Here is a 20,077-nt window from a genome sequence, read left to right on the forward strand (position 1 = left end):
CGTCACGCCCCCTGAGCCGCCACGACTCCTGAGCCGCCATCACCACGCCCGAGGGGACCACCACCGTGAACCACACCGCCCACGCCGTCCGCCGCCTGGCCGTCGCCGAGGCCCGCCTGTTCCTCCGCGACCCGCTGACCGCCTTGTTCAGCCTCGCCTTCCCCGTCGTGCTGTTCCTCGTCCTCGGCTCCGTCCCGGCCCTGCGCAAGACCTCGCCCGACATGCACGGCATGAGCACCATCCAGCTGTACGCGCCGATCCTGGCCGTCTTCACCCTGCTGCTGCTCGGCCTCAACGGCCTGCCCTCGCTGCTCGCCACCTACCGCGAACGCGGCGTGCTGCGCCGGATGTCCGCCAGCCCCGTCCGCCCGTCGCTGCTGTTCGGCGCGCTGCTGCCGCTGTACCTGGGCGTCGCCGTCGTCTCGGTGCTGCTGGTGGTGGCGGCCGGACCGCTGCTCGGGGTGTCGCTGCCGCGCCGGCCGCTGGGGTTCCTGCTGGCCTTCCTGCTGGCCGCCGCCGCGCTGCTGTCGGTCGGCCTGCTGCTCGCCGCGGTCGTCCCGTCCGCCAAGGCCGGCAACGCGGTCGGCGCGCTGGCCTTCTTCCCGATGATGTTCTTCTCCGGGATCTGGCTGCCGCGCGAGTTCTCGCCGGCCCTGCTCAACCGGATCGGCGACTTCACCCCCAGCGGCGCCGCCGTCCAGACCCTGCAGGACGCCTGGTCCGGGCGCTTCCCGCACGCCGTGGGCCTGCTCACACTCGCGGCGTACGCGGTGCTCGCGGGGGCCGCGGCTGCCAGGCTGTTCCGGTGGGAATGATCATGCGGCCACCGGCCGACGAGAGCGCGCTCGGCGACTGGTTGGACCGGTTGGACCGGCTGATCGGCCCGTTCTGCTTCGTCGCCCTGCTGCTCGCCACCGCGCTGGCCCTGCTGGTCCCCGTTCCGACCGCGCGCTCCGCGGCCGCCACCCTCCCGGTGGCGGCCGCCGCGTTCCTGTGGCTGGTCCTGCGCTCGGTGCTCGACCGCACGCCGGGGCCGGACGGCCGCGCCCGGTACGCCGGCGCCCACTTCGTCGTCCTGCTGGCGCTGACCACCGTGCTGGTGCTGGACAACCCGATCTTCGGCTTCTTCGCCTTCACCGGCTACCTGCACGCCGCCCAGTACCTGTGGGGCCGGGTCCGGATGGCGGGCGCGGCCGCGGCCACCGTCCCCACCTCGCTCTCCCAGGTCGGCGGGGCCCTGCCCGACAGCCCGGCGGAGTTCGGCGGACTGCTGACCGTCGTCGCCTTCAACCTGATGGTGGTCGGGTTGCTGTTCGCGCTCCGCGAGGTCGCCGACCGGCTGAGCGCCCGCCGCAAGGCCGCCAACGCCGAACTCGCCGAGGCCAACCGGCTGCTCACCGAGACCCTCGCCGAGAACGCCGGACTGCACGCCCAACTCCTCGTCCAGGCCCGGGAGGCCGGGGCTGCGGACGAGCGCCGCCGGCTCGCCCGGGAGATCCACGACACCGTCGCCCAGGGCCTGGCCGGGATCGTCACCCAGCTCCAGGCCGCCGACCAGACCCGTGCCCAGGACGCCGCGGCCGCCGAGCGGCACCAGGTGAACGCGGCGGCCCTCGCCCGGGAGAGCCTGACCCAGGCCCGCCGGGCCGTCCACGCGCTGCGCCCGATCGAGCTGGAGCGGGCCGCGCTGCCGGAGGCGCTGGCGGAGCTGGTCGAGCAGTGGCGGGAGCGCAACGGCGCTGCCGCCGGGCTGACCGTCACCGGCGAGGCCCGCCCGCTGCACCCCGAGGTCGAGGTGACCCTGCTGCGGATCGCCCAGGAGTCGCTGGCCAACGCCGCCAAGTACGCGCGGGCCTCCCGGGTCGGCGTCACCCTCTCGTACATGCCCGACCTGGTCACCCTGGACGTCCGGGACGACGGCGTCGGCTTCGACCCGGCCGCCGAGCCCGCCTCCCGGGCCACCGGCGGCGGCTACGGCCTGGACGTGATGCGCCGCCGCGTGCAGCGCCTGGCCGGGCGGCTCGACCTGGAGACCGAACCGGGCGCCCGCACGACCGTGTCCGCGACCCTGCCGGCGATCAGCATGGAGGAGTAGAACCGTGAGCGACGCGACGACGATCAGACTGCTGTTGGTGGACGACCACCCGGTGGTCCGGGACGGGCTGCGCGGGATGTTCACCGCCGCCCCCGGCTTCGAGGTGGTCGGCGAGGCCGGGGACGGCGCCGAGGCACTGGTCCTGGTCGCCGCGCTGCGCCCGGACGTGGTGCTGATGGACCTGCGGATGCCGCGGATGGACGGCGTCACCGCGATCCGCGAGATGGCCGAACGCGGCCTGCCCGGGCGGGTCCTGGTGCTCACCACCTACGACACCGACGCCGACGTGCTGCCCGCCGTCCGGGCCGGCGCCACCGGCTACCTGCTCAAGGACGCGGCCCGGGAGGAACTGTTCCACGCCGTCCGGGAGGCCGCCCGCGGCGCCTCGGTGATCGCGCCGACCGTCGCCGCCAAGCTGCTCGGCCAGGTCCGCGCGCCCGTGCGGGAGCCGCTCAGCCCGCGCGAGCTGGAGGTGCTGGAACTGGTCGCCTCCGGGGCCACCAACCGGGAGGCCGCGGCCCGGCTGTTCATCAGCGAGGCCACCGTGAAGACCCACCTGATCCACGTCTACGCCAAGCTCGACGTCAAGGACCGCGCCTCCGCCGTCGCCGCCGCCTACAACCTGGGGCTGCTCACCCCGACCGGCCGGTCGTAAGCTGGCCGGATGCTCGAACCCGCCCTGTTGCCGACCCCGCTGGTGGACTGCACCGACGAGGTGTTCGCGCGGGCCGGGGTTGAGCTGAGGCTCAAACGGGACGACCTGCTGCACCCGAGCGTCCCGGGCAACAAGTGGCGCAAGCTCGCGCCCAACCTGGCGGCCGCCGTCGCCCAGGGCCACACCCGGCTGCTGACCTTCGGCGGGGCGTACTCCACCCACCTGCGGGCGGTCGCGGCCGCCGCCGGGGCGCTCGGCCTGGAGAGCGTCGGGCTGGTCCGCGGCGAGGAACTGGCCGACCGGCCGCGCAACTGGTCGCTGCGGGCGGCCGAACGGGCCGGGATGCGGCTGGAGTTCCTGACCCGCGCCGAGTACCGGGAGGCCACCGGCCGCGCCGACGGCGGCCCCACGGCCGGTCCGCAGGGGCGCTGGGGCCCCTGCCTGGTGCTCCCGGAGGGCGGTTCCAACGCGCTGGCGGTGACCGGCGCGGCGGCGATCCCGGCCGAACTGCCCGACCTGGGCGGGCACGACGTGGTCTGCTGCCCGGTCGGCACCGGCGGCACCCTGGCGGGCATCGCGGCCGGCCTGCCGCCGGGCGCGCGGGCGCTCGGCGTGGCCGTGCTGCGCGGCGGCGAGGGCTACCTGGAGGGCGAGGTCACCCGGCTCCACCGGGCCGCCCTCGGCCGGGAGTTCGACAACTGGCGGATCGACCACGCGCACCACGGCGGCGGCTACGGCAAGGTCCCGGCCGAACTGGCCGCCTTCGCCGAGCGGTTCGAAGCCCGCCACGGCATCCCGCTGGAACGCCGCTACGTGGCCAAACTGCTGGCCGCGCTGACCGGCCTGGCCGCCGCCGGAGCCTTCCCCCGCGGCACCCGGCTCACCGCCGTCGTCACCGGCCTGCCCGACCCGGAGTAGACTCGGCGCCCGAGTGGGCCCGGAGCCGGAGCGGGCAGGCCCCGGACGGGCTCATCCGAAGGTCAGGTCGGCGCACGGGTCGGTGTCGGCGCCGCGGGTGTTCTCCGCTATGCCGGTGGGCACCCCGCTGGGCACGCCGCTCGGGTCGGCGGTGGCGGGGGTGGAGGGCTTCGCGCCGGGGCCGCTGCCGACCGCGTCCAGCTTGGTGGCGGGGCTTGGGCGGTAGTCGCGGCCCAGGGTGACGGTGATGCCCTCGGAGCCCGGCTCCTCGACCGCGCGCGACCCCGGGAAGAGCGCGGACACCTGGTCGGCGGCGGCCTTCAGGGCCGGGTCGTAGCTGATCTCGGTCTGCAGCCGTCCGCCGGCGGGCTTGCCGAGCGTGACGTTCTGGAAGCCCCGGGCCCGCAGCGCCTCCCCGCCGGAGGTGGACAGGCCGGGGGTGCCGACGCCGTTGACCACCAGCACGGGAGCCGCGGCCTGCTCGGGCGTGAGCGGCGCGGACGGGCCGGCGGCGGCTCCCGGGGTCGCGCCGTCGGGGCCGGGGGCGGTGGGGGAGGGCGCCGGGGTGTCGGTGCCGGAGGTGCTCTGGCCGTCCAGGGTGCGGTCCTCGCGCAGCAGCCGCCACAGCGTGTTGGCGTCCGGCTGGACGAGCTGGACGCGCTCGCCGGCGAAGCGCCAGGGCGCGGTCACGAAGGTGATGTCGGACAGCTTGATGTCCTGGAGCGAGCGGGCGAAGTCCACCAGCTTCATCGCGGTGCCCAGCCCCTCGTCCACGGTGAGCGAGCGGGTGGCCGCGTCGGCGAGCGGGAGCAGCGTGGGCAGGGAGAAGCCCTGGCCCTGCACCTTCTTGATCATCGAGGAGACGAAGGCCTGCTGGCGCTTCATCCGCCCGATGTCGGAGTTGTCGCCGAAGCCGTAGCGGGCCCGCAGGTAGTCCACGGCGGGCTGGCCGGAGAGCTTCTGCATGCCCTTCCGGAGGTGTATGCCGTGCGAGTCGACGTTGTTGGGGACGCAGACGTCCACGCCGTTGATGGCGTCGGCCATCGCGGCGGCGCCCTTGAAGTCGACCACGATGGTGTGGTCGATCCGCAGCCCGGTGAGCGTCTCGACGGTGTTCTGCGTGCAGGCGGGGTTGCCCTTGGGGAACTCGCCTATGGTGAAGGCCGAGTTGAACATCTGGTTGTTCCGGGGCGTGGTCCAGGTGCCGCTCGGCAGCTTGCAGGACGGGATGGTGACCAGGGTGTCCCGGGGTATGGAGACGCCGACGGCGTGCTTGTGGTCGGCGTAGACGTGCACCAGCATCGCGGTGTCGGAGTGGCCGACGCCCTCGTCGCCGCCGCCGATCGCGCTGTTGCCGTCGTCGCGGGTGTCCGAGCCGAGCACCAGGATGTTCACCGGCAGTTGGGCGCCGGGGGTGACCGGGGCGGGCGCGGGCGGGCGCTCGGTGGCGATGCCGCCCGGGTCGAAGGTGGTGATGTTGTTGTCCAGCCGGTGGTAGAACCAGGCCCCGGCGCCCACGACGGACAGCACCAGCACGGCGGCCAGGCCGATGGCTGTCCGCAGGTAGCGGCGCCTGCGCGTGCTGCTGCCCATCCTCCGTGTCCCCCCGTCTTTCCGTCTCTCGTGTTCGATGTTCGAACATTAGACGTTTCGACGGGCGGTTCGGTTACCTCCGGCGGTGGCCCGGATTTGGCTCCGGGGCTGTGATGCTGATCACGCCCCGGGGCCGGCGGCGCCGGTGACCATCCGGCGGAGCAGGTCGCGCAGGACGGCCCGCTCGTCCTGGCCGAGGGCGGCCAGCGGCTCGCGGGCGAAGTTCAGCGATTCGCGCAGTTCCTCGGAGGCGGTGGCGCCGGTGCCGGTGGCGGCGACCAGCTTGACCCGGCGGTCCTGCCGGTCGGCCTCCCGGGTGACGAAGCCGCGGGCTTCGAGCCGGTCGACGATGCCGGTGATGTTGGACGGCTCGCAGCTGAGCGTCTGGGCGATCTGGCGCATCGGCATGGGGCCGCGGCGCAGCAGGGCGAGCACCTTGGCCTGGGCGCCGGTGAGCGAGCGGGCGGCGGCCGCCTCCTCGTACTCGCGATGGAACAGCGCGACCAGGTTGGCCATCAGGTCGACGACCTCGCGGGTGATCTCGTCGGACTGCGGCGTGGCGGCCTGGGTCGACTGGGTGTCCATGTCCGAGAGTCTACCTGAAAAGTTGACAACATGAACCTTTCATGCCCATCGTTACTTCAGTAGCTCAACCTTTCATGCATCGGAACCACCTAAGGAGCTCCTCCCATGGCAGAGCAGGCCGCACCCGCGACCGCCCGTGAATGGCACCTCGCCGCCCGCCCCCAGGGCTGGCCGGTGCCGACCGACTTCGCCCTGGTCGAGGCCCCGGTCCGGACCCCGGGCCCGGGCGAGATCCTGGTCCGCAACGCCTTCCTCTCGGTGGACCCGTACATGCGGGGCCGGATGAACGACGTGAAGTCCTACGCCCCGCCGTTCCGGCTCGGCGAGGCCATGGAGGGCGGCGCGGTCGGCCACGTGGTCGCCTCCGGGTCCGAGGGCTTCGCCCCGGGCGACGCCGTCCTGCACGGCCTCGGCTGGCGCGAGTACGCCACCCTGGACGCTCGCCACGCGGTCAAGGTCGACCCGGCCGCCGCCCCGCTCTCCGCCTACCTCGGCGTGCTCGGCATGCCCGGCCTGACCGCCTACGCCGGGCTGCTCGCCGTCGGCGGCCTCAAGAAGGGCGACAAGGTCTTCGTCTCCGGCGCGGCCGGCGCGGTCGGCAGCATGGTCGGCCAGATCGCCAAGCTTAAGGGCGCCTCGCTGGTGGTCGGTTCGGCCGGCTCGGCGGAGAAGGTCGCCAAGCTGGTGGACGTCTACGGCTACGACGCCGCCTTCAACTACAAGGACGCCCCGGTCCACGAGCAGCTGGCGCAGGCTGCCCCCGACGGCATCGACCTCTACTTCGACAACGTCGGCGGGGACCACCTGGAGGCCGCGATCGGCGCGCTCACCGTGCACGGCCGCGCCGTGCTCTGTGGCGCGATCGCCCAGTACAACGACACCACCGCCCCCGCCGCCCCGCGCAACCTGGCGCTCGCGATCGGCAAGCGGCTGCGCCTGGAGGGCATGCTGGTCAGCGACCACGCGGCGCTGCAGTCGCAGTTCGTCGCCGACGTGGCCGGCTGGCTGACGTCCGGCGAACTGCGCCACGAGGAGACCGTGGTGGACGGTTTCGAGCGCACCGCGGACGCCTTCCTCGACCTGCTGCGCGGCGTCAACACCGGCAAGATGGTGGTCCGCCTGGACGGCTGACCCGTCGTCAGCTCGCCGACCGCCCCGTCGCCCCCCATCGGGCGTGCGGGGCGGTTTGCGTACGGGCGCGGGGGAATCGGCCGCACTACCGCATTCCGGCCGGATCCGAAAGTGCGTCATCCACGGTGCGGGGCGGCGCGGTACGGTGGGTCCCGCCTGGCGATGGGGCCGTTCGGGGGAGAGATCCGGCCGAGGGGTAGACCTCGTTGAGGATTCGACTAGCATTGAGCGAAAGCCTGTCCGTTTTGCTCAATTTAGTAGCTTAATGTCGGCTAACGTGGGTAACTGTGGATCAACTGCAGGCACGAGGCAGCTGGGGAAGGCGACCCTCGTCCACAGCCTGGAGGTCCCGGTGACGACACGTGGAGTTCTCTACATCCACTCCGCGCCCCGCGCGCTGTGCCCGCACGTCGAGTGGGCCGTCGCGGGGGTGCTGGGTGTGCGGGTGAGCCTGGACTGGATCCGCCAGCCGGCCTCGCCCGGACACTGGCGTGCCGAGCTTTCCTGGCAAGGGGAGCCCGGTACGGCCTCGAAGGTCGCCTCCGCGCTGCGCGGCTGGCAGCTGATGCGGTACGAGGTCACCAGTGAGCCCTGCGCCACGGCGGAGGGGGAGCGGTACAGCAGCACGCCCTCGCTCGGCATCTTCCACGCCGTCACGGGCATCCACGGCGACATCCTGATCCCCGAGGACCGGCTGCGCGCCGTCCTGCTGCGGGCCCGCAGCGAGGGGGCCGACCTGGAGGCCGAGATCTCCCGGCTGCTGGGCAAGCCCTGGGACGACGAGTTGGAGCCGTTCCGCTACGCGGGCGAGGGCGCACCGGTGCGCTGGCTGCACCAGGTGGTCTGAGCCGGCGGGCCCACGACGCGGCGCATGAAGAGGGGCCGGCGAGCGCCGGCCCCTCTCGGTGCGTTCGGACCCGGTGCGTACCGGGTGGGAGTGCGGACTACCGGGAGCGGAAGGCCAGCACCACGTTGTGGCCGCCGAAGCCGAACGAGTTGTTCAGCGCCGCGATCCGGCCCTCGGGCAGCGGGCGGGCCTCGCCGCGCACGATGTCCGCGTCCACGTCGTCGTCCAGCTCGTCGACGTTGATGGTCGGCGGGGCGATCCGGTGGTACAGGGCCAGCACGGTGGCGACGGTCTCGATGCCGCCGGCGCCGCCCAGCAGGTGGCCGGTCATCGACTTGGTGGCCGAGATGGCGATGTGGTCGAGGTCGTCGCCGAGCTCCTTGCGCAGCGCCTTCAGCTCGGCGGTGTCACCCTGCGGGGTCGAGGTGGCGTGCGCGTTGACGTGCACGATCTCGGCCTTGTCCAGGGTGTTGCGCTCGAACAGGTCGGCCAGTGCGCGGGCCACGCCGGCGCCGGTCGGCTCGGGCTGGGCGATGTGGTGGGCGTCCGAGGACAGGCCCTGGCCCACGGCCTCGCAGTAGATCCGGGCGCCGCGCGCCTCGGCGTGCTCGACCGACTCCAGCACGACCACGCCGGCGCCCTCGCCCAGCACGAAGCCGTCCCGGCCCTTGTCGTACGGGCGGGAGGCGCGCTCGGGGTCGTCGTTGTTCTTGGACATCGCCATCATGTTGGCGAACGCGGCGATCGGCAGCGGGTGGATCGCCGCCTCGGTGCCGCCGGCCACCACGACGTCGGCGCGGCCGGTGCGGATCATCTCGATCGCGTAGCCGATCGCCTCGGCGCCGGAGGCGCAGGCGGAGACGGGGGTGTGCACACCCGCGCGGGCGCCGACCTCCAGACCGACGTTGGCCGCCGGGGAGTTGGGCATCAGCATCGGGACGGTGTGCGGGGAGACCTTGCGGGCGCCCTTCTCCTTCAGCACGTCGTACTGGTCGAGCAGGGTGGTCACGCCGCCGATGCCGGAGGCGATGACGGTGCCGAGGCGCTCGGGGGCGAGCTTGGAGGAGTCGTCGGTGGCCGGCGTCTCGTAGCCGGCGTCGGCCCAGGCCTCACGGGCGGCGATCAGCGCGAACTGCGCCGAGCGGTCCAGCTTGCGGGCCAGCGGCCGGGGGAGGATCTCGCCCGGCTCGACGGCCGTGCGGGCGGCGATCTTGACGGGCAGCTCGGCGGCCCACTCCTCGGTCAGGGCCGCCACTCCGGAGCGCCCTGCGACCAGGTTCTCCCAGGTGGTGGCGGCGTCGCCGCCCAGCGGCGTGAAGGCGCCGATACCCGTGACGACCACGGTACGGTTTTCAGCGGTCACTGGTTCTTCTTCTCTCACGATCGTGGGGTCGGCGGCGAGCCGAGGAAGGGCCCGGCCGGGCGCCCGGTGGGGCGTCCCGGCCGGCGGGTCGGCCGGGCTCGGGGGAGCCGGGCCGACGAGTCAGCCGTCCGAGGCGTCGAGAACGCCGGACGTGCTGGACGGATCGAACGGGTCGATCGGTCAGGCGGCGGCGTTGGTGAGGATGTAGTTCACCGCGTCGCCGACGGTCTTCAGGTTCTTGACCTCGTCGTCCGGGATCTTGACGTCGAAGCGCTCCTCGGCGGCCACGACGACCTCGACCATGGACAGCGAGTCGACGTCCAGGTCGTCCGTGAAGGACTTGTCCTCCTGGACGTCCTCGGTCGGGATACCGGCGATCTCGTTGACGATCTCGGCGAGACCTTCCAGGACCTCGGCCTTGTCCTTAGCCATACTGGCTGCTCCTCTTCGGTGTTGAACGCGTCCGACCGGCGGCCGGACGCAGGCTTTGCGGAATGAGTGGGGCGAAACGCGCCTAGGGGAGCGTAACGACTGCCGCGGCGTACACGAGACCCGCCCCGAAGCCGATGATCAGCGCGAGGTCGCCGCTGCGGGCCTCGCCGCTCTCCAGCATGCGCTCCATCGCCAGCGGGATGGAGGCCGCGGAGGTGTTGCCGGTCTCGGCGATGTCGCGGGCGACCGGCACCGAGTCGGGCAGCTTGAGCGCCTTGATCATGGCGTCGGTGATGCGCATGTTGGCCTGGTGCGGGATGAACGCGCCGAGCTGGTCGGCGGTGACCCCGGCGGCGTCCAGCGCCTGCTGGGCCACCTTGGCCATCTCCCACACCGCCCAGCGGAAGACCGGCTGGCCGTCCATCCGCAGGGCCGGCCACTTGGCCTCCTCGCCCACGCCGTTGACGGCGTCGGGCTTGGCGAAGGCGGTGTCCCAGGCCTGGGTCTGCGAGATGACGTCGGACTGCGAGCCGTCCGAGCCCCAGATCAGCTTGCCGATACCGGGCGTGTCGGACGGGCCGACGACCGCGGCGCCGGCGCCGTCGCCGAAGATGAACGCGGTCGAGCGGTCCGACTGGTCGGTCAGGTCGCTCAGCCGCTCGACGCCGATCACCAGCACGTACTCGGCGTTGCCGCCGCGGATCATGCCGTCGGCCAGGCCCAGGCCGTAGCCGAAGCCCGCGCAGGCGGCCGAGATGTCGAAGGCCGGGGCGGTGCCGCAGCCGAGCCGCTCGGCGATCTCGGTGGCGATCGCCGGGGTCTGCTTGAGGTGCGAGACGGTCGCGACGATCACGCCGCCGATCTGGTCCGGGGTGATCCCGGCCTGGGCGATGGCCTTGCCGGAGGCCTGCACCGACATCTCGGCGACGCTCTCCTCCGGGCCGGCCCAGCGGCGCTCGGCGATCCCGCTGCGGGTGCGGATCCACTCGTCCGAGGAGTCGATCCACTCCAGCACCTCGGCGTTGGGGATCACCCGGACCGGGCGGTAGCCGCCCACGCCGAGGATGCGCGCGTACTGCGCGCCCTCGGACGGGCGGATCTGCGGCTTCGTCATGCCTGGGTCTCCTGATCCTGACCGCCGTGCTCCGCGACGAGCGCGCGGGCCTTGTCCAGGTCGGCGGGGGTCTTGAGGGCAAGCGTCGCCACACCCTTGAGGTTGCGCTTGACCAGTCCGGTGAGGGTGCCCGCGGGGGACAGCTCGATGACGGCGGTCGCGCCCAGCTGCCCGAGGGTCTCCATGCAGAGGTCCCAGCGGACCGGGTTGGAGACCTGCGACACCAGGCGGGTGAGCACCTCGGCGCCGGAGGCCACGACCTCGCCGTCCTTGTTGGAGACGTAGCGGACCTGCGGGTCGGCCACGGTCAGCGTCGGGGCCAGCGCGGCCAGCCGCTCGACACCCGGGGCCATGTGCTCGGTGTGGAAGGCGCCGGCCACCTTCAGGGCGACCAGCTTGGCACCGGCCGGCGGGTCCGCCTTCAGCGTCTCCAGCTGGGCCAGCGTGCCGGCGGCGACGATCTGGCCGCCGCCGTTGTTGTTGGCCGCGGTCAGGCCGTGCTCGGCCAGCTTCGCCGCGACGACCTCCGGGTCGCCGCCGAGCACGGCGATCATGCCGGTCTCGGTGACGGCGGCGGCCGCGGCCATCGCCCGGCCGCGCTCGCGGACGAAGGTCAGCGCGTCGTGCGCGCTCAGCACTCCGGCGCCGGCGGCGGCGGTGATCTCGCCGACGCTGTGGCCGGCCACGGCGCCGACCAGCTTGCGGGCGACGTCCTCGTCCGGGAACAGCTCACGGGCGGTCATCAGACCGGCCGCGACCAGCAGCGGCTGGGCGACGGCGGTGTCCTTGATCTCCTCTGCGGAGGCCTCGGTCCCGGCGTGCACCAGGTCGAGCCCGGCGACCTCCGACCAGCCGCGGAGGCGGTCGGCGACACCGTCCAGCTCCAGCCAGGGGCTGAGGAAACCGGGGGACTGGGCACCCTGTCCAGGGGCGACGATTACGAGCACGGTTCAACCCTCTCTCGCCAGGCGCCCAGGGGCGGGTAGGCGACGGTAACGAAGAAAACCATCCGGGATTGTAAGGTCCCTACAGGCGGTTCAGCTCGGCTCCCCGGCCGCGGTGAGTCGGCCGAGGGCGAGTGCGATCCGCAGCGTGAACGCCGAACGCACGTCGGACGGGGCGTACCCCGTGACGTCGGTCACACGTCGTAGCCGGTAGCGCACCGTGTTGGGGTGGACGAAGAGCATCCGGGCGGCGCCCTCCAGCGAGGAGGCCTGCTCCAGGTAGACGCTCAGCGTCTCCAGCAGCGCCGAGCCGGCTTCGTCCAGCGGTGTGTAGATCTCCTCCACCAGCTGGCGGCGGGCGGCCTGGTCGCCGGCCAGCGCGCGCTCGGGCAGCAGGTCGTCGGCCAGCACCGGGCGGGGCGCGTCCGGCCAGGCGGCGCAGGCACGCAGGCCGGCCGCGGCGGCGTGCGCCGAGCGGGTCGCCGAGAGCAGGTCCGGCACGGTCGGGCCGACCACCACCGGGCCCGGCGCGAACTGGCCGATCAGCGCCCGGGCCGCGTGCACCGGCTCCTTGTCGCCGCCGACCACGACCACCAGGCGCTTGCCCAGCACCCCGGTCAGCACGTGCAGCTTGGCGTACCGGGCGGCCCGGCGGATCGCCTCGACCACCAGCTCGCTGTCGCCGTCCGGCGCGCTGCCCATCACCACCCGGACCTGGCTGGGCTGGCCCCAGCCGAGCGCCGCGGCCCGCGACAGCACGCCCTCGTCCGCGTCGCCGGACAGCAGCGAGTTGACCACCAGCGCCTCCAGCCGGGCGTCCCAGGCGCCGCGCGCCTCGGCCGCCTGGGCGTACACCTGGGCCGTCGCGAAGGCGATCTCCCGGGCGTAGACCAGCACCGACTCGCGCATGTCCGCCTCGTCGCCGGGGGCGGCCACCTCCTCGATGGCCTCCTCCATCACCTCGATCGTGGTGCGGATCAGCTCGACGGTCTGGCGCAGGGTGATCGCCCTGGTCAGCTCGCGCGGGGCGGTGCCGAAGACGTCCGTGGAGATCGCCTGGGCGGCGTCCGGGTGGCGGTACCACTCGGTGAAGGCGGCGATGCCGGCCTGGGCGACCAGGCCGATCCAGGAGCGGTGCTCCGGCGGCATCCGCCGGTACCAGCCGAGCTGGTCGTCCATCCGGGAGATCGCGGCGGTGGCCAGCTTGCCCGAGGACTTCTCCAGCCGCTTGAGCGTCGCGGCCCGGCGCTCGGCCCGCTCGGCGGCGATTCTGCGCTCCTGCGCGGTGAGGCGGGGCGCCGCCCGGCCGGGGCGGTCGCGGCCGGCCCTGGGGGCCGGGCTCTTCCCGGTCGGCTCGGCCGTGGGACTGGGTTCGCTCTTGGAGTTCGCGGAAGCGGCTGGCACAAGGACAAGACTGCCTCACGTGAGTGACTGCTCGTGCACACCCCCCGGTGCAGCGGCACGGTGGTGCCGGTCACACCCACTACCGTGGGGCCCGTGACAGACGACGCCGCCCGCCCCCGCGCCGACCTGCGCCGCACCGCCGAGCGCTACCTCTCCACCCCGGCCGAGGGCGTCGAGACCCGACACGCGTTCTCCTTCTCCGGCCACTACGACCCGAAGAACACGCACTTCGGCGCGCTGCTCGCGTGCAACGAGGAACTCCTCGCCCCCGGCGCCGGGTACGAGGAGCACAAGCACCGGGACACCGAGATCGTCACCTGGGTGCTGGAGGGCGCGCTGGCGCACCGGGACTCCCGGGGGCACGGCGGGGTGGTCCGCCCGGGGATGGTCCAGCACCTCGGCGCGGGCTCCGGCGTCACCCACACCGAGCGCAACGTCGGCGGGGCCGCCGGCCCGGTCCGCTTCGTCCAGATGTGGCTCCAGCCGGACGTGTTCGACGCGCCCCCGGCGTACGGGCTGCGCAAGGTGGAACCGGTCGACGGCGGGTTGACGCTGCTCGCCTCCGGGCTGGAGCGCGACGCCGGGACGGACGCCCTGCGGCTGCGCCGCGGCGACGCCGCGCTCTGGCTGGCGACGGCGGGGCCGTGGCAGCCGCTGCCCGCACTGCCCGAGGCCGCCTGGCGGTACGCGCACCTGACCGCCGGCTCGCTGGGCTACCGGACGATCCCGGGGCCCAAGGGCGGCGGCCGCTCGATGGCCCCGGGCGACAGCGTGCGGATCACCGGCGACGCCTTCGCCGACCCGACGGCCGGCGAGACCGGCGCCGAACTCCTGCTCTGGGAGATGCACTCGCCGGTCTCGTACGGCTAGGGGCTGTCCTTTCAGCCTTCGAGTCGTTCAGCTGTTCAGTTCGGCCAGGACCGCGTCCGAGCAGGCCGGCCAGGCCTCGGCGGCCCACGGGCCGAAGTCCCGGTCGGTGAGCGCGACGCAGGCCACGCCGGCCTCCGGGTCGACCCACAGGAAGGTGCCGGACTGGCCGAAGTGGCCGAAGGTGGCGGGCGAGTTGGCGGTGCCCGTCCAGTGCGGGGCCTTGCCGTCGCGGATCTCGAAGCCGAGACCCCAGTCGTTCGGCCGGCGGTGGCCGTAGCCGGGCAGCACGCCGCTGGTGCCGGGGAAGGCGACCTCGCGGGTGGCCTGCCGGACGGTGGACGGGTCCAGCAGCTTCGGGGACTGGAGCTCGGCGGCGAACCGGACCAGGTCCGCGACGGTGGACAGGCCGCCGGCGCCGGCCGGGGACCTGTGCGCGGTGTTCAGCAGGGTGTCGTGCATGCCCAGCGGCTCGAACACCGCCTCGGCGGCGTACCGGGAGAACTCGATCCCGGCGGCGTCGGACAGCGCCCGCGCCAGCGCGTCGAAGCCCGCGTTGGAGTACAGCCGGCGGTTGCCGGGCTCGGCGAACACCCGGTCCTCGTCGAAGCCCAGGCCGGAGGTGTGCGCGAGCAGGTGGCGTACGGTCGAGCCGGCCGGCCCGGCCGGGTCGTCCAGCTCGAAGACGCCCTCCTCGACCGCGACCAGCACCGCGTACGAGGTGAGCAGCTTGGTCACCGACGCCAGCGGGAACAGGTGCTGCTGCGGCCCGTACGTGCCCAGCACCGCGCCGTCCGCCCCCCGGACCACCGCCGCCGCGGCATGGGGCACCGGCCAGTTCTCGATCATCCGCAAGCTCTCCATGCGCCCGACTCTAACGAAGGCCCGAAAACGGGTGGCGGGAGCACCCGGGTGCGAGGCTTGCTTGGAGTGCACTCCAACTCGATAGCGTCGTCGTCACCGCTCACCACAGGGGGTAACCGCTCATGGCCACGCTCGCACCCGTCCAGCTCGACCTGCGGACCTGCGCCGACGTGTACCAGCGCCCGGTCGGCGATCCGGACCGGACCCCGCGGCACACCATCAGCGAGGTCGCCGTGGCCAGCGGGCTCACCGCCCACACCCTGCGCTGGTACGAGCGGATCGGCCTGCTCGACCCGGTCGACCGCTCCACCAGCGGCCAGCGCCGCTACTGCGACGCCGACCTGCACCGGCTGGCCTTCCTGGGCCGGCTGCGGCTGACCGGCATGCCGATCGCCGACATGCTCCGCTACGTGGAGCTGGCCCGCGAGGGTGAGCGGACCTACGAGGCGCGGCGCCAACTGCTGGTCGACCAGCGCGAGGAGGTCCGCCAGCGGGTCGCCGACCTCCAGGCCACCCTCGCCGTCCTCGACTACAAGATCGACCTGTACTCCGGCCGGATCGCCGCGTCCGACGAACCGGCCGTCTGCCGCCACGAGTAGCCACCATCAGCACGCCGCACGCGGAGTACACCGCAGCGGAGTGCACCGCACGCAGAGGAAGAAGCAGAGCGATGACCGTCTCCGTCCTCCCCACCGTCCAGCTCGGCACCGACGGCCCGTTCGTGGGCGTCCAGGGCCTCGGCTGCATGGGCATGAGCGACTTCTACGGCCCGACCGACCGGCCCGAGGCGCTCGCCACCCTGGACGCCGCCCTGGAAGCCGGCGTCACCCTGTTCGACACCGCCGACGCCTACGGCTTCGGCCGCAACGAGGAGCTGATCGGCCCCTTCGTCCGCGCCAACCGCGACCGGGTGGTGCTCGCCACCAAGTTCGCCCTCGAGCGCACGGAGGACGACCCGGGCCGCCGCAGCATCCGCAACGACCCGGCGTACATCCGGGCCGCCGTGGACGCCTCGCTGCGCCGCCTCGGCGTGGACGAGATCGACCTCTACTACATGCACCGCCGCGACCCGGCCGTGCCGCTGGCCGACTCGGTCGGCACCATGGCCGAGCTGGTCCGGGCCGGCAAGGTGCGCCGGCTGGGACTGTCCGAGGTGACGGGCGCCGAACTGCGGGAGGCGTACGCGATCCACCCGATCGCCGCACTGCAGTCCGAGTGGTCGGTGTTCGCCCGGGACGTCGAGCGTACGGCGGTGCCGGCCGCGGCCGAACTGGGCGTCGCCTTCGTGCCGTACTCGCCGCTCGGCCGGGGCTTCCTGACCGGGGCGTTCCAGGCCGCCGAGCAGCTCGCGGCGGACGACGTCCGGCGCACCCAGCCGCGCTTCACCGGCGCCAACGCGGCGGCCAACGCCGAACTCCTGGCGCCGCTGCGGGAGATCGCGACGGCCCGCGGGGTGACCCTCGCGCAGGTCGCGCTGGCCTGGGTGCACCAGCGGGCCGAGGTGCACGGGCTCACGGTCGTGCCGATCCCCGGCACCCGCAAGCGCAGCCGGCTCGCCGAGAACACCGCGGCCGCCACGCTGCGGCTCACCGCCGAGGAACTGGCCCGGCTGGAGCCGGTGGCGGGCGAGGTCGCCGGGGACCGCTACCCGGACATGCGCCTCACCCAGGTCGGCCGGGAGTAGCGGCGGCCGGGGAGCGGCCGCCCGGGCCGCTCCCCCTCCCGTCCCGGGTGCCTTCTCAGACCTCCCGGCCGAGCCAGGCGGCCAGCCGGGTGTGCACGTCGGCGTCCGGGGCGACCGGCCGCACCTCGCCGAACGGGACCGGTCCGCCGCGGTGCTCGGCCGACAGGACGGCCTGGGCGACGGCCAACGCGGCGTGCGCCAGGGCGTCGTCCAGCGGCTGCCGGGAGCCGAGCGCCCGGGCGATGTCCCAGGTGTGCGCGACCGTCTCCATCAGGTAGCCGCCGACCGCGACCCGGCCGGGCACCACGCCCCAGGGTGCGTGGGTCGGGCGGTCCAGCGCGGCGTCGTCCGACCAGGCCGCGACGGCCCGGGCGCGGGCCCGGTCCAGCGCGCCCGGCCAGGCGTCGTCCGCCAGGTCCCCGGTGGCGGCGACGACGTCCTCGGCCCGGCCGCCCTCGCCCAGGTAGGCGAACCGGTGGATGCCGCCGACCACGTGGCTCAGCAGCCCCCGCAGGGTGAACGCGCTGCACGGGGTGGGCCGGTCGAGGGCGCCCGGGGTGATCTCGGCGAACAGCTTCTCCAACTGGCCGAGGGCGAGCAGGTACTGCGGGCGGGCGTCCTGGACGGAGTTCACGTGGAATCAGCTCCCTGGGGTGGTGCGGGCTTTCGGGCTCGAACGGCAATCTCCCAGTAAAACCTGACAACCGCCGTCAGGATTGCTGGGATTCTGCTGCCATGAAGGCCGACCGCCTGCTCTCCATCCTGCTCCTGCTCCAGACCCGCGGCAGGGTGCCCGCCACCGAACTGGCCGGGCGCCTGGAGGTGTCCGTCCGCACCATCTACCGCGACGTGGAGTCGCTCTCCGTCGCCGGCGTGCCGGTGTTCACCGAACGCGGCCGGCACGGGGGCATCAGCCTGCTGCCCGGCTACCGCACCGACGTCACCGGACTGACCGCGGACGAGGCCCGGGCGCTGTTCGTGCTCTCCGCCCAGGGCGCGCACAGTGACCTCGGGCTGGACGGCGCGCTCGGCTCGGCGCTGCGCAAGGTGATGGCCGCGCTGCCGGCCCCGCACCGCCCGGCCGCCGAGCGCATCACCGAGCGGATCCTGGTCGACCCGGCCCGCTGGCTGCAGAGCGGCCCGGCGGCCGGCGCCGCGACCGGCCCCGAACTGGGCGAGCTGCAGTACGCGGTGTTCGCCGACCGGCGGCTGCGGCTGCGCTACCGGCACAGCGGCACGCCCGCGCCGGTGGAGTACACCGTGGACCCGTACGGGCTGGTGAGCAAGGCCGCGGTCTGGTACCTGGTGGCCGATCTGCACGGCGAGCCCCGGCTGTTCCGGGCCGACCGGGTGCTGGCCGCCGAGACCACCGAGGAGGCGGTGCGCCGCCGCCCCGGAGTGGGGCTCGGGGATGCCTGGGCGGTGCTGCGCGAGCAGGTGGAGCGGCTGCCGAAGGAACTGCCGGTCCGGGTGCGGGTGCGGCGCGGGCGGCTGGACATGTTCGTCCGCATCCACGGCGGCCGGGTCACCGCGCCGCCGCCGGAGGCGGGCGCCGGGCCGGCCGAGGAGTGGGTCGAGGTGGCGATGGTCTTCCCGGCGCCGGCGGCCGTCCGCGCGCTGCTCGCCTTCGGCGCGGACGCCGAGGTGCTGGCCCCGCCCGCCGCCCGCCGCGAGCTGGCCCGGGCGGCGGCGGACGCGCTGCGCCTCTACCAGGACTAGGAGTAGGTCGGGCTCTAGGAGTTCGGGGCGGGCCGGACGACGTCCTGGTAGTGGCCGAGCGAGATCGCCGCGAAGTTGTGCAGGCTGTCGGTGCCCTCGGTGAAGTAGCCGTTGTGGCCGGCCGCGCGGGCCGAGGAGATCTGCTCGGCGCCGAAGCCGCCGGCGGTCGGGTCGGCGCCGTGGCCGAGGCCGCCGACCTCCAGGTACGGGACGTTGCCGATCCAGTCGGTGGGGTTGCGGGTGGCCCAGACGTGCACGCCGGTGCCCAGCTCGCTGGTGCTCTGCACGCCCATGCCGGGGCTGCCGAACACCATCAGGTCGGTGATCCCGGAGGTGTCGGAGGGGGAGGCGGCCGCGCGCGGGATCTCGGGGGCGGCGTTGCCGCAGACCACGGAGCCGTACGAGTGGCAGAGCAGGGCCGGGGGCGCGTCCGGCCGGGTGGTCTCCTTGAGCCCGGCGAGCAGCCGCTGCAGCCGGGGCGCGCCGACGTCGGCGAGCCGGGAGGTGACGGCGTCCGGGCCGAGGCCGGACGGGGTGACGTAGCCGGTCCAGGCGATCACCGCGGTGCGGGTGTTCGGCGCCTGCCGCTGCTCCTCGGTGTAGAGGGCGCGGGCCATGCCGGCCGGGGAGCGCAGCGGTTCGGCGGCCTGGTCGAAGTGGCCGAGGTCGGCGTCCGAGCCGGGGACGACGACGGAGATCCGCTCGGCGTCGGCGAGGTCGCCCCACACCTCGGTGATCAGGCCGCGGCCGCGCGGGTCGAAGGCGAGGATCTGCCGGTCGGGGCCGAGCAGGTGCTCGACGTCGTTGGCGCGGGAGACGGCCAGCTCGCGGGTGTCGGCGTCGAGCTTGTGGTCGGCGGCGCGGGCCCGGGCGCTGTCGCGTTCGGCGGCCAGCGCGATCTTGTTGGCGCGGTAGCGCAGGTCCAGCGGGGCGCCGTCGAAGTTGCCGACGACCAGCGGGTAGTCCCGGATCAGCCGGTCCAGCTCGGTGGGGGCGAGCGAGGCGAAGAACGCGGCGGCGGCGGCCGGGGTGGTGGTGGCCGGGTCGGGCAGGGTGCGGTCGAAGCTGTGGTCCTGGACCCAGGCGGCGCTGCCGGCCGGGGGTGTGGAGATCGCCAGCTGCTCGGTGGAGGCGGCCGCCTGGGCCGCCGCGGCGCCGGCGTCGGCGAGCACGGCACAGCCCGCGAACGCCCCGATCAGTACCCGCTTCCAGCGCCGACGGTTGCGCACCGCACCAACTCCCTTAGGGCCCGTCACCGTTTCTCGGGCGGTGCCCGGAGGGTGCGACAAGACTGCCTGCTTCCCTGCGCAAGCGTAGGGCGCCCGGAGAGGCGACGCGCCCGCCCAAACTGTGGGATGGCTCACATGAACCGGCGGTGTCGTTTCAGCGTCACAGAGCGGCCCGCACGTCGAATTCGCGCACCATCCGCTTGGGCGCCGTGCGCCGCCAGGCCTCGACGACGAGGTCGCGCAGCTCCTCCGGATCGACCAGGTCCAGCTGGACGCTCACCCAGCCGTGCCGCCCGACGTACGGCGCGCTGGAGAACACCTCGGGCTCGGCGGCGAGCAGTTCGGCCTGGTCCTCGGGGGAGGCCTTGACGGTGACGGACCGGCCCCCGGGCGCGCCCATCGCGAAGATCCGGCCGCGGATCCGCAGGGTCTCGATGTCCCAGGTCGGCTCCTGTGCGGCCTCCGGCAGGGCGAGCGCCATCGCGCGGAACTCCTCGAACGTCACCATGCCCGCAGCGTAGGGCAGGGGACCGACAGCGCGCGGGCCCGGGCAGGGGGCTCGGAGGGGGGGGGGGCGGGGGGGGGGCCGCCCCCCCGCCCCCCCACCCCCGCCCCCGGCGCCCACAACCCCCC

At 74.0% G+C, this 20,077-nt stretch carries 21 protein-coding genes; 10 read left to right on the forward strand and 11 right to left on the reverse strand.

The window, feature by feature from the left end; genetic code table 11:
• Positions 1–65 precede the first annotated feature (65 nt).
• The 4 genes from ACIOGZ_RS07735 to ACIOGZ_RS07750 are packed head-to-tail and all read left to right on the forward strand — an operon-like array spanning position 66 to position 3,668.
• A complete protein-coding gene (locus tag ACIOGZ_RS07735) occupies positions 66–815 on the forward strand; it encodes an ABC transporter permease (protein WP_400843517.1) in 750 nt (249 codons plus the stop codon).
• Positions 812–2,095 carry a sensor histidine kinase gene (locus tag ACIOGZ_RS07740; protein ID WP_400985384.1) on the forward strand — a complete coding sequence of 428 codons (1,284 nt, stop codon included), beginning with the start codon at positions 812–814 and terminating at the stop codon, positions 2,093–2,095. Before ACIOGZ_RS07735 ends, ACIOGZ_RS07740 begins: the two co-directional genes overlap by 4 nt.
• Positions 2,096–2,099: 4 nt before the next feature.
• Positions 2,100–2,750: a response regulator transcription factor gene (locus ACIOGZ_RS07745; RefSeq protein ID WP_363586305.1), complete on the forward strand. Its 651-nt coding sequence runs from the start codon at positions 2,100–2,102 to the stop codon at positions 2,748–2,750.
• A 9-nt stretch (positions 2,751–2,759) separates the two neighbouring features.
• The gene (locus ACIOGZ_RS07750) at positions 2,760–3,668 is read left to right on the forward strand and encodes a 1-aminocyclopropane-1-carboxylate deaminase/D-cysteine desulfhydrase (protein WP_400985184.1); all 909 of its coding nucleotides are present in this window, start codon (positions 2,760–2,762) and stop codon (positions 3,666–3,668) included.
• A gap of 51 nt (positions 3,669–3,719) precedes the next feature.
• Here ACIOGZ_RS07750 and ACIOGZ_RS07755 read toward each other — a convergent pair whose 3' ends face one another.
• Together ACIOGZ_RS07755 and ACIOGZ_RS07760 are read right to left on the reverse strand one after the other, a co-directional pair.
• The gene (locus ACIOGZ_RS07755; RefSeq protein ID WP_400985186.1) at positions 3,720–5,261 is read right to left on the reverse strand and encodes an LCP family protein; all 1,542 of its coding nucleotides are present in this window, start codon (positions 5,259–5,261) and stop codon (positions 3,720–3,722) included.
• Positions 5,262–5,381: 120 nt separating this feature from the next.
• Positions 5,382–5,846 carry a MarR family transcriptional regulator gene (locus tag ACIOGZ_RS07760; RefSeq protein ID WP_363586302.1) on the reverse strand — a complete coding sequence of 155 codons (465 nt, stop codon included), beginning with the start codon at positions 5,844–5,846 and terminating at the stop codon, positions 5,382–5,384.
• A 105-nt stretch (positions 5,847–5,951) separates the two neighbouring features.
• On the opposite strand from ACIOGZ_RS07760, the gene ACIOGZ_RS07765 reads away from it, so the two are divergent.
• Both ACIOGZ_RS07765 and ACIOGZ_RS07770 read left to right on the forward strand, forming a co-directional pair.
• Complete coding sequence (locus tag ACIOGZ_RS07765) at positions 5,952–6,977, forward strand: NADP-dependent oxidoreductase (RefSeq protein WP_400985188.1); 1,026 nt, start codon at positions 5,952–5,954, stop codon at positions 6,975–6,977.
• Positions 6,978–7,329: 352 nt separating this feature from the next.
• Positions 7,330–7,824, forward strand: a complete 495-nt coding sequence (locus ACIOGZ_RS07770) for a DUF3145 domain-containing protein (protein WP_063347462.1) — start codon at positions 7,330–7,332, stop codon at positions 7,822–7,824.
• A gap of 97 nt (positions 7,825–7,921) precedes the next feature.
• On the opposite strand, the gene fabF is transcribed toward ACIOGZ_RS07770, so the two are convergent.
• The 5 genes from fabF to ACIOGZ_RS07795 all read right to left on the reverse strand — a co-directional run bounded on the left by fabF (position 7,922) and on the right by ACIOGZ_RS07795 (position 12,946).
• Positions 7,922–9,187, reverse strand: a complete 1,266-nt coding sequence (gene fabF, locus ACIOGZ_RS07775; protein WP_363586300.1) for a beta-ketoacyl-ACP synthase II — start codon at positions 9,185–9,187, stop codon at positions 7,922–7,924.
• Between the two features lie 180 nt (positions 9,188–9,367).
• Positions 9,368–9,619, reverse strand: coding sequence for an acyl carrier protein (locus ACIOGZ_RS07780; RefSeq protein WP_363586299.1), 252 nt, complete (start codon positions 9,617–9,619; stop codon positions 9,368–9,370).
• A gap of 82 nt (positions 9,620–9,701) precedes the next feature.
• Entirely contained in the window at positions 9,702–10,733 is a 1,032-nt protein-coding gene (locus ACIOGZ_RS07785; protein ID WP_363629269.1) for a beta-ketoacyl-ACP synthase III, read from the reverse strand.
• A complete protein-coding gene (locus ACIOGZ_RS07790; RefSeq protein WP_063347458.1) occupies positions 10,730–11,680 on the reverse strand; it encodes an ACP S-malonyltransferase in 951 nt (316 codons plus the stop codon). The genes ACIOGZ_RS07785 and ACIOGZ_RS07790 overlap by 4 nt, the downstream gene beginning before the upstream one ends.
• 90 nt (positions 11,681–11,770) lie before the next feature.
• On the reverse strand, positions 11,771–12,946 hold the full coding sequence (locus tag ACIOGZ_RS07795) for a CdaR family transcriptional regulator (protein WP_063347457.1): 1,176 nt from the start codon (positions 12,944–12,946) through the stop codon (positions 11,771–11,773).
• A 228-nt stretch (positions 12,947–13,174) separates the two neighbouring features.
• Between ACIOGZ_RS07795 and ACIOGZ_RS07800 the strand changes: the two genes are divergently transcribed.
• A complete protein-coding gene (locus ACIOGZ_RS07800) occupies positions 13,175–13,951 on the forward strand; it encodes a pirin family protein (RefSeq protein WP_363586297.1) in 777 nt (258 codons plus the stop codon).
• 27 nt (positions 13,952–13,978) lie between these two features.
• On the opposite strand, the gene ACIOGZ_RS07805 is transcribed toward ACIOGZ_RS07800, so the two are convergent.
• Positions 13,979–14,812: a serine hydrolase domain-containing protein gene (locus tag ACIOGZ_RS07805; RefSeq protein WP_400985190.1), complete on the reverse strand. Its 834-nt coding sequence runs from the start codon at positions 14,810–14,812 to the stop codon at positions 13,979–13,981.
• 122 nt (positions 14,813–14,934) lie between these two features.
• Between ACIOGZ_RS07805 and ACIOGZ_RS07810 the strand changes: the two genes are divergently transcribed.
• Positions 14,935–15,411, forward strand: a complete 477-nt coding sequence (locus ACIOGZ_RS07810) for a MerR family transcriptional regulator (protein ID WP_363586295.1) — start codon at positions 14,935–14,937, stop codon at positions 15,409–15,411.
• Positions 15,412–15,482: 71 nt separating this feature from the next.
• A complete protein-coding gene (locus ACIOGZ_RS07815; protein WP_363586294.1) occupies positions 15,483–16,496 on the forward strand; it encodes an aldo/keto reductase in 1,014 nt (337 codons plus the stop codon).
• Between the two features lie 55 nt (positions 16,497–16,551).
• Here ACIOGZ_RS07815 and ACIOGZ_RS07820 read toward each other — a convergent pair whose 3' ends face one another.
• Positions 16,552–17,130 (reverse strand): TIGR03086 family metal-binding protein, encoded by a 579-nt coding sequence (locus ACIOGZ_RS07820; protein WP_363586293.1) that lies wholly within the window; start codon positions 17,128–17,130, stop codon positions 16,552–16,554.
• 101 nt (positions 17,131–17,231) lie between these two features.
• Here ACIOGZ_RS07820 and ACIOGZ_RS07825 point away from each other — a divergent pair, with 101 nt between their 5' ends.
• The gene (locus ACIOGZ_RS07825) at positions 17,232–18,215 is read left to right on the forward strand and encodes a WYL domain-containing protein (RefSeq protein ID WP_363586292.1); all 984 of its coding nucleotides are present in this window, start codon (positions 17,232–17,234) and stop codon (positions 18,213–18,215) included.
• Positions 18,216–18,229: 14 nt separating this feature from the next.
• On the opposite strand, the gene ACIOGZ_RS07830 is transcribed toward ACIOGZ_RS07825, so the two are convergent.
• Positions 18,230–19,444 (reverse strand): alpha/beta hydrolase, encoded by a 1,215-nt coding sequence (locus ACIOGZ_RS07830; RefSeq protein ID WP_371516833.1) that lies wholly within the window; start codon positions 19,442–19,444, stop codon positions 18,230–18,232.
• Positions 19,445–19,604: 160 nt separating this feature from the next.
• The gene (locus tag ACIOGZ_RS07835) at positions 19,605–19,952 is read right to left on the reverse strand and encodes an MmcQ/YjbR family DNA-binding protein (RefSeq protein ID WP_400985193.1); all 348 of its coding nucleotides are present in this window, start codon (positions 19,950–19,952) and stop codon (positions 19,605–19,607) included.
• Between the last annotated feature and the right edge of the window lie 125 nt (positions 19,953–20,077).

Source organism: Kitasatospora sp. NPDC088160 (assembly GCF_044741445.1).
Taxonomy (GTDB): Bacteria; Actinomycetota; Actinomycetes; order Streptomycetales; family Streptomycetaceae; genus Kitasatospora.